The organism is Breznakibacter xylanolyticus (assembly GCF_003254275.1).
In the GTDB taxonomy this organism is placed as follows: domain Bacteria; phylum Bacteroidota; class Bacteroidia; order Bacteroidales; family Marinilabiliaceae; genus Breznakibacter; species Breznakibacter xylanolyticus.
Genome location: NZ_QKZK01000035.1, coordinates 1 through 15234, shown reverse-complemented (window position 1 = coordinate 15234; position 15234 = coordinate 1). Strand labels below are relative to the sequence as shown.

Here is a 15234-nt window from a genome sequence, read left to right as displayed (position 1 = left end):
TATACATTAGTTTTCATAAACTCCACTGCCTTGCGATAATTTCCGGACTTGCCCCATGGAAATCAGCTCTTTTACATGTTGTTCCAATCAATGCCTGTAACGAAGTAATGGCCTGTATTCACCGCACCAAGGGGCAGTTTTGGCAATCGCATCTGAGTTTTCCACTCAATCTCTTAGGTAAAAGCGTATCGGTAACACGAAAAACAAACCATACAACCTACACAATAAAAAAGGCCGCCTTGCAGAACAAAGCGACCTTTCCCTAATTAAACTCTATGCATGAAAAAAAGGAGTTCTTGAATATATTATCGAACAATCCCCCACAGTAAGCAGCCCCGTGAGGCAGCTTCTTATCGGGTGCTTGAAAAAATTAGTTACTCCATCCAGGATATTTTCCCTCACCATTCTTAAAGCCGGGGATTTGCTCAATCAAACCGTTGGCCAATCGGATTTCAGATTCGGGAATGGGGAAGAAACCTTTGGTTTCATCATAACGGGCACTGTACCCTTTGGGGTTGAGACCGTTGTAAACTGCCGGCTCTCCAAAGTTATAAACGGGAGCCCCAATCTGGGTTTCCAGAGCCGCTTTGGCATAAGCGTCCCCCCAACGGCGCATGTCGTTCCAACGCAACCCCTCAAAAGCAAGCTCATAGCGACGCTCCTTCTGCAAGTTCGCCAAACTATACGATACAGCAGGAAGGCCAACACGAGCACGAACCCGGTTCATGTACTGGGCATCTTCGGTCAACTCTGACATCATCAGCAACACATCGGCAAAGCGAATAAGGATCAGGTCGTCGCCATGCGCTAACTGGGCATTATCTTTGCTACCATACATTATCACTGCATAACTGTGCTTTGGCTCTCCAGTTTTCGGGTCTTTGGCGGTAATACCATTGTATTTTTTACCCCAATAATTGCTTTCGAGTACAAAATCCCATTGACCTTTGCTATAATTTGGCAACTCTGCTTCAATATCAAGCACCGAAGCCCACAATCTGATATCATTGGGTTCGTCAGCCTGCCACTGATCAACCAATCCTTTGGGAATAGAATTGCCCTGTCCCCAACCACCGGAATAAGGAAATGTGTTATTCAAGGACTGCAAACCGCGCAAAGCAAAATAAAGCTGATACATGTTACCGTAACCCTTACGAATGTCCCAGTCAGTATAGTTTGAGAACTTAAGGGCAAAAACGGTTTCTGGATTTCTGGCACCATTATCACTGGCATATTTCAACTGTTTCCCGGTTTTGGCCATGTAAGCTTTTGTATAATCATATTCATTAACAGTCAAAGAGTTGGTATAAGGCCACAGTTCGTGAAAATCACCAACCAAGTCATGCTTACTATTGGTAACGCAATCACCCAACCAAGTCACTACATTGGCTTTGGTCACCTCACCACCGCCTACCATGGGGAGCGAAGACTTTTGATAAAAACCAGTATAGAACAACCATACGCGAGCCATCATGGCCTGAGCTGCCCAACGGGTCACTCGTCCATCTTCAGTCGTTGAATATGGGATATTAGGCAACAACTCAATGGCTTCTTTCAAATCAGATGCAATTTGAGCAAAAATGGCTTCGGGCGTCGCATTGCTCAAATCGGCACGAGGTGTGGAAATTTTCAATGGTACATTACCAAAAAGAGTAGCCAAACGATAATAGAAGAAAGCTCGCAGAAATTTTGCTTCACCCATGTACTGGTTTTTCAATTCAGGACTCACCACGGCATCGCTCAGCAACACCAGATTCTCAATGGCAAAATTCGCACGGTGAATGCCTTCATACGAGGCCTCCCAGGTGTGAAACAACATTTCAGGGTCTGACGACAAAAATGCCTCATAACCTTGAGCTTTGATATCGTTCACCCCACCACCGCCCAACTTATCGTCGCTGGCGATTTCACACACAAACATGTGGCTCCTGTCGCAATCGCGCTGCTCATTGTTCATGGTGGTGTAGATACCGGCCATCATTTGCTTGGCATCTTCGGCAGTTTGCGGAAAGTTCGCTGAAGTCTTTTGCGTGAGCGGCTCCACGAGTAAAAAATCCTCGCAACTACTCAACATCAAGGCAGCTATGAATAAATATCCAATTTTTTTCATCTGTAAATTATTTGATTTTTATTGGTCAGATGGAACTCGCAATCAGCATCGCATATACATGGCTAATATCCTGATGGCTCGTTTCATATTTGTCATAAAAATAAGTTCTTAGAATTTCAAATTAAGACCCACCAAATAGGTTTTTGCCGAAGGGTAAAAGCCCAAATCAACACCTTGCACAAATGGTTGGTCATCGCCATAACCCACTTCAGGATCCATGCCCGAATAGTCGGTAAAAGTCCACAGGTTACGACCGGCCACATACAAGCGAGCTTGCGACATGGGCAACTTGGGCAGCAATTTCTTAAAGTCGTATCCCAGGGTCACGTTCTGAATTTTGATGTAGTCACCATCCTCAATATACAATTCTGAAATGTTGAGACGGTTGGTTCCGTTACCGGCGGTCATGCGGGGAATTTTGTTAGAAGTCCCTTCTCCATGCCAACGACCCAGGATGTCGGTGGTATAGTTATGGAATTCGTTATCGGCAAACGAACGATACGACTGAAGAATTTGCTGCCCAAAAGCTCCTTTCCCGCTCAACGAGAAATCAAAACCTTTATAGGCAAAGTTGACCCCAAAACCGATGCGGAAGTCAGGATGTGGATTTCCAATCATGGTTTTATCATCGGTATTCACCTTTCCATCACCGTTTACATCAGAGAATATCACGTCACCGGGCTGTGGATTTTCTTGCAGAAAGCCATGTTTCCAATTGGCAATTTGCGCTGCGTTTTGGAAAATGCCCTCCGTTTTATAACCACGGAAGTAACCCACAGGATATCCTTTTTCGACACGCCATATTGGGTCGGTTCCCTGAGAGATGATGCTAGGGTTACTTTCACGAAACGTATCTGTTTCGCCCATTTTGGTCACCTCGTTGTCGTTTTTCGAGATGTTGAACTGTGCGCCATAACTAAATGCACCAACATTATCGTTCCAACGCAGCGCCAATTCAATCCCTTTGTTGATAATTTCACCGGCATTCACAAAAGCCCCTTGTGGCCCCTGAACCGCCGACAGCGTGGGACGTACCAACCAGTCCTTGGTAGTTTTGGTGTAATAATCAAACGCCGTTTGTAATCTTGAACCTAAGAAATAGGCATCAAAACCGATGTTTAACTGTTCTGATGTCTCCCAGCTCACATAGGGGTTCGGAATAAAAGCAGGATAACCGCCCAATTGCATTTTATTACGATCGTTTCCAAACGTGTAGTTGTTTTCACGGTCAAAAGCAATCAAACTCAGGTATTGCAAAGCTGTAATATCGGCATTCCCGTTTTGCCCCCAGCTGGCACGCAGTTTCAAGAAATCAACCACGCCATTGTTGGCCATAAAACCTTCTTCAGTGATGACCCAACCGGCAGAAACTGATGGGAATGTCCCCCAGCGCTTGCCTTCATTAAAATTTGAAGAGCCATCAGCACGCATTACCAAAGTCAGCAAATACTTTTCGTTAAAGTTGTAGTTTACACGACCAAAAAAAGAAGCCATGTTACCCTGAGTGTTCGGTTGTCCGCCAATGTTGGTAACACCAGTGGTCAAACCGTCAGTATTGTTAAGGTAAGCATAATCAAACCCGATGAAGGTAGGATTGGCATTGGTTGCTTCCATTTTGCTTCCATATCCCCATTTTTCGGCCGACTGCCCCACAACCACATCAAAAGCGTGTTGATCCAGCTTAAACTTGTAGCTCAATGTATTTTCAATGGTCCAGCTATAACCACTACCAGCTGTTTGAGTAATTCGTCCAGGGGTAAACGTTGCATCTCCGGCCAAATCGAAAGCAGGCTGATAACTACGGTAAGCATTGGCATTCATTTTATACCCGAAGCTTGACTTGAAAATCAAATCCTTCATGGGCTGAATTTGCAGATAAGCACTGCTGTTGAGATCATAATTCAGAGTTTCGTTCATCCCCCGGTTCAATTCCATTTGAGCTTTAGGGTTATATAAACGCGATGACAAAGCCTCGAGGCCGGAAGCTTTCACATCAGCACGGGCAAAATACTCGCCATTACTATTATAAACAGGTACCAACGGGTTTCCTTGCAACATATTGCGAATGTCATTATAGTACATTCCACCAATGGCAATCCCCGATTTATCACGAAAACTATAAGTCATGGTTTCACCAATCTTAATCACGTCCATCCCGTCTTTCTCATAAAGCACGTGATCGCTGTTCAAACGAACGGTGTAACGGTCGTGTTTGGGTTCAACCGGTTTTCCGAAAATACCCTCTTGGGCAGAATATGAAAAACCCAACGCGAAAACCGATGTTTCAGAACCTCCGGAAATGTTGAGCGAGTGGTTTTGAATCGGGGCATTTTTGTTGCGAATCTCTTCCATCCAGTTGGTTCCCTGCCATCCATTTTGAACATCCTGATAGATCCCGGGAATCACAGTGGCAAAATCCACAGGAGCTTTACCGGAAACAACCCGTTCTTCGTTGTAGATTTCCATAAATTGCTTGGCGTTCAACAACCCAGGCATTTTTACAGCATCCTGCACACCATAAAACCCATCGTATGTCACCACGGTACGACCTTTGCGCCCCCCTTTGGTGGTTACTAAAATCACCCCGTTGGCAGCACGCGCACCATAAATGGCGGCCGAAGCAGCATCCTTCAATACGTCGATCGACTCAATGTCTGAAGGGTTCAACGTGTTGATGTCACCACCGGCAACCCCATCAATCACATACAATGGCGCTGAGTTACCAATGGTTCCCAAACCACGAATGTTCACCTTAAAACCTTCCCCGGGCATCCCCGATCCCTGAGTGATGTTCACACCCGGAGAGATGGACTGAATCGCGTCCAAAGCTTCCGTTGAGTTTTGGCGTTGCAATTCATCGGCATTCACCGAAAGGTTGGCACCGGTGACCAACTTCTTTTTCTGAACACCATAACCGACCACCACCACTTCATCGAGGTCGGACATGTCAGATTCCAACACCACATTAATGGTCGACTGGGCACCAACAGCGATTTCCTGGTTTTTCATCCCTACGAACGAAAACACCACTACCGAATTGTCTCCGGCAACAGACAACGTGAACTTCCCATCGATATCGGTCACGATACCGTTAAGCGTTCCCTTTTCGACCACCGACACACCCGGCAGCGGATCTTTTTGCGTGTCGACGACCACCCCCGAAATCCGCTTTTGGGCGAAGGCGGTGAATGCCAACATCATTGCAACAATTAAAATCAGACTTCTTTTTTTCATAGTCCTCAATCGTTAATTAATAATTAAATAATAAAACACACTGATTATCATTTGAATTTTGATTATACACGGTTCATCACCTAAAAAACAAAGCCTATCTCATTGTAAATATGCTCACTAACACCCATAACCTTCATCAATAATGAGACAATACAAAGCAGCCCGCCTTTTTAACTGCCGGGGTTACCCCCGACAGAAAAAAGCGTCATGCCCATTGGCATCAAAAACAAAAACAAAAACAAAAACAAATTCAGAGAAAAGTGCGACTCCTAAATACATGGAGTCATCTAAGAAGAAAAGAATGAATGAGACTACAACCAGTACACTGGCGTACATAAGGTTTATTGCCATTGCAACCCTTTGTGCAACCATATTGTGAGCAAGTGAAGCTATATCGCAAGATGATCCGAACAAGCCTTTTCGTCACAAAAAAAGATACTTGAATTGGAAAATTGCGAGTCATTCAAACTTTAGTTCCATCATCGTCAATGTCTATAATTTTAAATATTCAACAATTTAACTCATTCACAATGCGTCTATTTCATTTATTTCACAAACACAAATTTGAAAATTAAACATTGGCATTATCATGATCCTCTTTGGCTTATCGCACACAGAGGCAGGATGGCCGACCGGTTTGTGGTTTCATAGGAGATAACAAATTAAATATCTGTCATCCCCCATGAATATTTTTATTTCTTCACAACTTTAATTGTGGTTTGAGAATCATTGTTTTTAATCTTAACCAAATAGGTTCCTTTAGGAAGATCCTCGAGGGATAGGGTATTATTGGAGACACCATCTATCGTTCTATCCAAATACAAAACACCTAAAGTATTAAACACCTGAATTGAATAGATTTCATCTTTTAATCCAGAGAGTGTTATTGTGTTGAAAGTTGGGTTGGGAAATACCGTAATGTTCGACAGCGAATTAGCCGAACGATCTGACTTAATAGATGTTGCAGTTGCATTACTTGACACCCATGCTTTGTATTGCCCTGAAAGATGCAACATACTGAGCATCTGCAGCATACCATCATAATAGCGGTATCGGCCTGTTGTGGGTTCTCTATCCCAAAGAGCTTTGATAAACTCCCATGCGACAGCATCGGTTGAGGCCAGCGAACCAACGGCATTGCAACTCATCAAACTCACAGCCTGATCGACGGATCCGGATTGTGGTCTGCCATCTAACTCATATTTTGTGACGTAAGTGTATATCCCTTGAGTCTTAAAAAATGACTGGATTCTCATACAGAGCTCTTTCTCTCTCTCATCCTTTTTAAACCAGCTGTAGTCTGATGCAACATTCATAATTACACGCATCGCATCGTTGGAAAATTTATCGGTTTCCGAAGATCCTCTCACAGTTCCATTATAGTTCGAATAATCAGGGGTTAATCCGGTTTTAGGATGAGCTACGATCTGTAAAAAATCACGGGCCACATTAGCAGCATCAGCCCAATAATCTTTTTTATCCTTTGCCATGATTGCCCAAACATCTAAAAATCCGGGAAGATAGTAAGATGGATCAGTGAACTCAGAGGAACTTGCATAAGGGACAAAACATATCTGCTTATCAGGATTAAACATATTAGTCACAGATCCTGGAATGCTATTATGAGGCCACCCCTTGTTCATGATTTTGGTCAGAATTTCGTCGGCTTCAGCTCTGTAATTAAAGATACCACCATGGTCGCCAAATCGTACTGAGGCAAAATAGAGTGCTGTTACAAAATACATTTCACCATCCGAAGCGGTATTTTCATCGAGTTTTGTGCCTGTAGCACTACATTTCCAAGCAAAATACCCTTCTCTATAGCCACTTTGATGCTGCATATTTGTTTTGGCAAATTTCCAAAGTTTATCAAACTCCGTTTGTTTATTCATTTGCACGGCTATCATCATCCCATACGATTGACCTTCAGATCTCACATCATTATTATTTACATCTAAAATGTAGGCTTCATCCACTCCTTTTTCGTAGTAAACCTTTTGATCAGCTGTTCCATAAAAGAGTTGTTGAAAGACACTGTTAACCTTTGTATCGATTTGATTTTGTGTGTATCCAGCCTCCAGAAACATGTTGCGATAGTTGCCTGTATAGACAGCACCGCGAGCTGGGATTACAGGAGGTGCGGGCGGAGGGGGAATATTGCCCGTTCTTGTAAAAGCGAGCCAGTCGAGATAGATGTCGCTAGCGCCATTATCCGTTTTCATCAAAAGTTTTAAATCGTGATTGCCTGCAGCACCCGCTAATTCAATTGATTTTTTGATAGTTGTGGCTACTGTAGAGTTGTAGGTAAAAGTGGCTATTTCGGTTCCATCAAGCAACAAACTAACCGTGGCATTATTATTATTGTTTGATGCGCCTCTTAGTTCAACATCAAAAACACCTGGCATATTTGTGATGTTTTGAGTGATCGTGCCTGCATCATTATTGGCATAAAGTGCAATTCCTTCAAATGGATTCGTTATTTTTCCAGCATAAGGACCACTACAAGTCATTGATTCTGTCTGCACGGTAAAGTCAACAGCAAATGAGGGTGCTCCGATGAGCAATAAACACGTCAATAAAATTAATTTCATCATAATTGCATTGTAATATGTAGTATAATAATATAATTAATAACAATCAAAACACTGATAGCATGATAACTAGGCAGCATTCTACTAATATATTTTAAATCTATTTCATGATTTTGCGGGTAACAGTCTCGTCATTCACAACCTTTTTGACAATGCACATTCCTGCGACAGAACTGTGTATATGAATTACGTTATCTCCCGATCATTGCACGTCGCATCTTGTTGATATCGCATTCGCCGTCATCAGCGTATACCTTACTTTAATATATTCAATGTAAATCGTTTAAATTGACACTTCACATTGATGTAACAAGTAACAACAAACCAACACTTCGCATATATTAAACCTGATTTTCGATGAGAATAACTAAGTTTAGAATAATTCCTTGGGAGTAGAATTAATGTTTCACACTTATTATTTGCAGGTATTTTTATATTCTATTCATCCATTTGTTATCTCAAATGGATGAATAGAATGACTGTATTTTAAATCTAATTAGTCGAGATTATTTAACAATCTTAACTGTTTGTAATCTACCGTTAACTACTGCTTTTATTACATAGACTGAACCGTCTCGCAATGAAACCTCAACAGAGCTTGTGTTTTCGGCACTTACTAACATTTGGCCGGTGATATCAAACACCATTAAAGAACTAGCCACTTGAGATAACTCAATTGTATTTGATGAAACAGTTGCGCTAAAAGTCTCTGCTTCAACTTCGCTTAATGCAGTTGCACTTTTCTGAACCAGTACGATATTGTCGATGTAGTAATTTCCTTTATCAGTAGTTATACCCAAATCCAAATCAAAAGTGTTGATCGCCTTCAAATTTGATAATGTATACTCTTTGGTAGTCCATGTTGCAATTGGTGCTTGTATAGTATAGTCTGCATCTTGATATATAACATCATTACCTGCATACACCATCATCTTCTTATAGTCGTCTAAAGGATGTTCTTGATTCAAATAGATGTCAAACTTGATTTTGTTGTAATCAGTCAAATTTTTGCCGACAGGTAGGGTTACATTAATTTTTAGGTGTGCGTCATAGTTACTCGTAACTATTAAAGCCGATTTCTGAGCTGCATCAGTCGGATTGGCTTTTACGATTGCTGTTCCGTCTCCAGCATTCCACTCTCTCATTGGTAAATCTTCGTTCAAGGCTTTGGCTTCGAAGTTTTCTACGGTAAAAGTTGTTTGTGAAAACACATTAAGGCCACAAACTGCAAAAGCGAAAATGAATAGTTGTTTTTTCATGTAAGTAATTTGTTAATGATTAATAATTAATTATAGATAACCTATCAGGCGCTATAAAAGCATAATATCACAAAAGTTTTCGATGTAAATAAAATACCCAAAGTCTGAATTAATTGACATGGAAGAAATTGACATGGATATATTCAATACTCACAATTAAAGCATCGACTAAAAAGCTGCTTCAAAAAAACCATAATCGCCACTAATTACGGTGATGTAAAAGTTGGTTGCTTTGCGTAACAGGCAGCTTTAATTAGCCTGATCTTTTTTGTGATTTTAAGAATAGTATTGCCAGCGAAATATTTTACTCTTAGAATTAGAGTTCGGCAACTTTCGTTGAATTCGCATTAATAACGGAATGGCAAAAGTACGTTTCATAAATTTCCTTTGGTTGAGATTTCAAATTTGCACAACAATGATTCACGTGTGAATAATTGTAAATGAATCTTCACAAATCTATATAAACGCACTATTGGCAGCTTGGACACATCTGCCAACTATTTGGACATGCCTGCCAATGGGCTATTTGTCCCGTAATTTGACGGAGAAACGCCAAATTCTTTCTGAAAACATCGACTAAAATAAGCAGGATCATTAAATCCCGACAACTGGCTCACTTCCGATACATTAAGGGCTCCATTGGCCAATAAACCTGCGGCATGTTTCAATCGCAATGACCGAATAAACTCAGTGGCCGTCAAATCGGTCAATGCCTTAATTTTTCGAGCCATGGTACGATAGCTCACGTGCATTTCATCACACAACTCCTGCACGTCAAACTCCGGGTTACCCATCTGATCCTTCATCACGGCCAGCAATTTTGAAAGAAACTCCTGATCGACATGATTGACCGACATGCCAGAGGGTTCAACAACGAGTTTCTGACGGTATTTGGACTTGAGACGTTCGCCTGATTCTAAAATATTACGGATATACGAGAAAAGGATTGGCATTGAGAAAGGCTTGGTCAGATAGGCATCGGCACCACTCTGAACACCCTGCAAGTGATGTTCGTCGTACCCTTTGGCCGTAAGCATCACAATGGGGATATGACTGGTGAGAATATCCCCCTTAAGCGCCTGCGTCAGGGCAAAACCATCCATCCCGGGTAACATCACATCGGTCACCACCAAATCGGGGTTTAGCTCTCGGGCTTTCTGCAGCCCTTCTTCGCCCGTGCCCACCGCAACCACCTGATAATATGCCATCAACTGTTGGCACAAATAATCGAGTAACTCAGGATGATCTTCAATTAACAATACCAACGACCGCCCTGTCGCAGACGTGTGAGAAGAGTAAATATCCGTCACCCCGGGAGTGAAATCTCCTCCAAACACGAACTCCACAGGCGTGTTCGTTTTTAAAAATGCCTGCGCCCCTTCGGGACGATTTGCTTCTGCAGGAAAATTCACTTCAAAAATGCTCCCTTTGCCCAGCTCACTTTGCACGGAAATAACACCGGCATGCAACTCAACATACTTCTTGGCCAGACTCAACCCAATGCCTGTTCCTTTTGCCATTTCCCGATGCATGTGATGATCACCCCTGTAGTAAGGATTAAAAACCAAGGGTAATACCTCGGCAGGAATACCAATGCCCTTATCGGCAACTCGAATCACGACCCGTTCCCAGTGCCGAGCAGCATCCTTGCTTTGCATCCCTTCAAACCGCCCCTTCACATCGCCTTCACGCCCCACAGAAACCGTCACCATATTGTCATCACCACTGTATTTGAGTGCATTTGAAAGCAAGTTATACAACACAATCATCATCTTATCGGCATCCAACCAAGCGTGAAGCTCGGCCTCGTTAGCGTCTAAAACAATGCGACCAGATTTCCCCGACGACTTATACATAAAAGCCTCCACCACCTGCCCCACCATATCGATGACATTGACATACGAGGCATTCAATCGTTCCTGCCCCTCCTCAACCTTACGAAAATTGAGCAGCTGATCAATCAACATCACCAACCGCCGCGTGTTACGATAAGCAGGCATCACCCGCTCCTTCACCTCCGGGGCAACCCGCTCGTCGTGTACCAAATCATCAATGGGCGCCTTGATCAACGACAAGGGGGTACGAATTTCGTGTGACAAATGGGTAAAGAAATCAAACTTGGCCTGACTCACCTCCTTATCCTTCATGTGATTAAACTGATCTACAATCAATTCGTGCTTACGATTGGCCTCAATAAGCGAATAACGGCGAAACAGATAAATCAACAACAGCACCATCAAACCGTAGATGGCATACGCAACATTCGTTCGCCACCAGGGAGGCAAAACAATCACATGCACACTGGCAGGGGTATCGTTCCACAAGCCGTCGTTATTGGCAGCCCGCACCTGAAAGCGATACTCCCCGGGGCTCACATTGGTGTAATTGACTTCGCGATGTTCCCCGACCTCGTTCCATTGCTGATCCAAGCCTTCTAACCGATATGCAAATTGATTATGCCCCGACGACACAAAGTTCAGTGCCGCAAAACCAAACCCAAAATGATTCTGATTGGACTGCAGAACCACAGTATCGGTCAACGACATTTGAGCCATCAATGGAGAACCTTCACCCCCCACCAAAACCGGTTCGTGATGAAAAAACAAATCGGTAATCACCACCGGTGGCACATAAGGATTAGATCGGATGTCAGAAGGCATGAAACGGTTCATACCATGAATACCTCCAAAATAAAGCCCCCCCCTTGAGGTCTTCATCACCGAACGCCGGTTAAATTCCTTGCCCTGCAAACCATCACCAACGGTATAATTGGTAAAGCGACAACGCGTGTCACCACATCCGGCATCGACACGCGAGAGCCCATTGTTGGTTCCCAGCCAAAGATACCCTTCATCATCTTCCTCAATACTCTTGACCGAATTGTTGGGCAAACCATCGGCGACCGTATAACGGAATCCCTGACTCCAATCGGAATTTAACACAAACAAACCAACCTCGGTTCCCATCCACAAACAACCGGTTCGGTCTTTCAACATGCAATAAACATAAACCCCGCGCAAATCAATCTGCATTGACTCGGGCAATAACAACGGACTAAACTGCCTGTCGGACTTACGAAATACCGAAATCCCATTAATATTGGCCAACAACAATACGTCATCGGACCAAGGCACCACAGCTTCCACATAATTGGTGGCAATATGGGAATTTGAAAGCTCATAGGCGGTAAAACGATTCTTTGCCACGTCATAATGCACCAACCCGCCCCCCATGGTTCCGAGCCATAAATTGTCATCATCGTCTACCAAAATTGAAAACACGTTCTGACAATTGACATGCTGTCGCACAGCCTCGTCCATCAGGTTTACAAACCGCCCACCCTTTAAATCATAATAACTCAATCCACCACCCCAGGTACCAATCCACATCCGTCCCCGACGATCTTTGGCCAACGCCCAAATGGAATTGGACAACAAGCCATGAGGTTCCCCCTCCCGAAAAATGAATTTTTCCGAACGCCCCGTTATCGTATCATACCTGTTAAGCCCCCACTCCGTCCCAATCCACACAGCTGATCCATCCTCCAAAAATGTATTCACATGGTTATTACTAAGAGAGGCTCCCTGATTCACGGCCGTCGACACCTTCACAAACCGTTTTTCAGCCGCATAACTCACACAAACCCCGGCCGCATAAGTACCAAACCAGAGGTTACCCTGTCGATCTTCAAAAATGGTTTGAATCGATTGATAAGCAATCGTGGTTGGTGACAAGTTATCAATGGGGGTTGCAAATCGCTGAAACCAAAAACATCCATTCCCATCTTCATGCAACAAATTAACGCCGCCATTTTGCGTCCCCACCCACAAGCGTGATTGCGAATCACAATAAATCGACAAAACAGTCCCGCCCGACAAAGAAGTGACATCGTTTTTTTGATGCGCAAAGCGCTTAAATGTAATCTCATTCTGATCCAAATCGAGCATATTTAGCCCTTTGGACGTACCCACCCACAACCGATGCAGACTGTCCTCGGCAATGGAATGAATTTGATTGCCTAACAAACTGCGTTCATCACCGGGCATCTCATAAATTCGCTTAAAAATGCCCATCTCAACATTAAACAAATTCAGGCCATGCTGCGTCCCTATCCAAACATTGTTTTTACTGTCAATAAAAATGCAATTCACCAGCCCGTGACTAATAGAATTGGGGCGGTTGTCATCGGGAAAAAACTCCAGAACTTTGGGTGTCCCTTTCGCCCTCTCGACATATAAATTGTGTGATCCAAACAACATGTTACCATGCCTATCCTGTGCAATCCGATAAATATTCAGCAACGGCAAATCATGTCGGCGGATAAAATCGTCGCGCCGTTGGTCATACACATTCACCCCCTTAGATGTTCCCACCCACAAAACCCCATCCTTGTCGAAAAACAAACTATTGACCCAATTGGAAAAAAGCGATCGTTCATTGCCTGGCTCACTTTTATAATTGATTCAACTTTCGCAAGTACGATATATGACTGATTTACAACAAAAAAGCAGCACAATAATTTGGTTAAGATCCTGATATTCAGTATCTTTATGTCGCCAAACAATCCCAAACGATTATGCTGCGGTTTAAAGATACTGTAATACTTTCAGAGATTAATGGCTTTTTTACTTCAAGTGAAAAAGCGATGGATACAATTTTTACCACGATACGTTCATTGACATTTTCGGATACAAAATTTGGGTTTTCACAAGCCTGTAATCATAAGTACACCAATCACGGAAAACTTGCTTTATTGCTGTTGTTTCCTTTTTTTGAAGTTAAAACATCATGGCATTATTCGAATTCCGGTTTAAGCCGTATTCTATACTGCGGTAAAGATGTATTTTATCGACTCCTGAACGATTCCTCCATCAACTGGCGTAATTTGGCATATAGCCTGAATATGCAATTGATACGTAAGGTGCAGAAAAGTACGGATTCGACAAATTTAAACCCGACCTGTTTGATTTTCGATGATACTGATTTGCCCAAGACTGGTCGCAAGATTGAGTTGATTAGCAGAATTTATTCGCACGTAAGCCATACGTTTAATATCGGGTTTAAAGGGCTTTTCATGGGGTATCACGATGGAAAGAGCTTCTTCTCTCTTGACTTTAGTTTGCATGGCGAGAAGGGTAAAAATCAAAGCAAACCTTATGGATTCACCCCGATCCAAATCAAAAAGCAATACGCAAAGAAACGACACAAGACGAGCATGGGAAGTGAACGCGTCAACGACTACCATTTGAGTAAAATTGAGTCCATGATCAAGATGATTCGCTTGGCTATCACCAAAGGCATTCGCTTTGATTATGTGCTTACTGACAGTTGGTTTACCTGTTTTGAATTGATCAAATTCATTGTTACTCGCCGTATCGGCTGCCACTTCATTGGCATGATCAAAATGGGAAAAACTCGATATGAGGCCTTCGGCAAAAGCCTGACATCGAAAGAAATCATTGATTTACTGCGGCGTAAGAAAAAGACCAAACGTTCTAAGCTTATCGGTTACTATTACGCTGAAACCATTGTTGACTTTAAAGGGGTTCGCGTAAAGCTCTTTTTTTGTAAAGCCTCCCACAAAGGCAACTGGAATGGCATGATGACCACCAATACAGAACTAACTTTCGAACAAGCGTATAAAATCTACTCGACTCGCTGGTCTGTGGAGGTTTTTTTCAAAGAAAGCAAGCAGCACCTTGGCTTGGGTAAATGCCAGTCGCAGGATTTTGATGCACAAATTGCATCGACGACGCTTTGTATGGTTCAATATAACATTCTTTCGGTCATTAAGCGGGTCAATGACTATGAAACACTCGGTGAACTATTTAGAGCATCACAGAAAGATGCCCTAAAACTAACCATTGCCGAGCAGGTATGGCTAATAATCACGGAGATATTGAGTGAATTGTCCGAAATGTTTAATGTCGAAATCGAATTGTTAATGGAAAAATTATTTGCTGAAAATGATAAACTTACAAGATACTTAAATCTCAACAGCCTATTACAGGCAGGTTGACAGAGCTTGCGAAAGTTGAAT

6 protein-coding genes are annotated in these 15234 nt (G+C 42.8%); 1 reads left to right on the top strand and 5 read right to left on the bottom strand.

The features are described from left to right. Positions 1–370: 370 nt before the first annotated feature. The 5 genes from LX69_RS14785 to LX69_RS14760 form a co-directional block, all read right to left on the bottom strand. Positions 371–2110, bottom strand: coding sequence for a RagB/SusD family nutrient uptake outer membrane protein (locus tag LX69_RS14785; protein WP_111446824.1), 1740 nt, complete (start codon positions 2108–2110; stop codon positions 371–373). Between the two features lie 108 nt (positions 2111–2218). Next, on the bottom strand, positions 2219–5344 hold the full coding sequence (locus LX69_RS14780) for a SusC/RagA family TonB-linked outer membrane protein (RefSeq protein ID WP_111446823.1): 3126 nt from the start codon (positions 5342–5344) through the stop codon (positions 2219–2221). A gap of 692 nt (positions 5345–6036) precedes the next feature. Then, positions 6037–7938 (bottom strand): glycosyl hydrolase family 8, encoded by a 1902-nt coding sequence (locus LX69_RS14770; protein ID WP_111446821.1) that lies wholly within the window; start codon positions 7936–7938, stop codon positions 6037–6039. Positions 7939–8441: 503 nt separating this feature from the next. Then, a complete protein-coding gene (locus tag LX69_RS14765; protein WP_111446820.1) occupies positions 8442–9194 on the bottom strand; it encodes a hypothetical protein in 753 nt (250 codons plus the stop codon). Positions 9195–9691: 497 nt separating this feature from the next. Then, positions 9692–13657, bottom strand: a complete 3966-nt coding sequence (locus LX69_RS14760) for a hybrid sensor histidine kinase/response regulator transcription factor (protein ID WP_262509766.1) — start codon at positions 13655–13657, stop codon at positions 9692–9694. Positions 13658–13770: 113 nt separating this feature from the next. Between LX69_RS14760 and LX69_RS14755 the strand changes: the two genes are divergently transcribed. Continuing rightward, positions 13771–15213 (top strand): IS4 family transposase, encoded by a 1443-nt coding sequence (locus tag LX69_RS14755; protein ID WP_111445080.1) that lies wholly within the window; start codon positions 13771–13773, stop codon positions 15211–15213. Positions 15214–15234 lie beyond the last annotated feature (21 nt).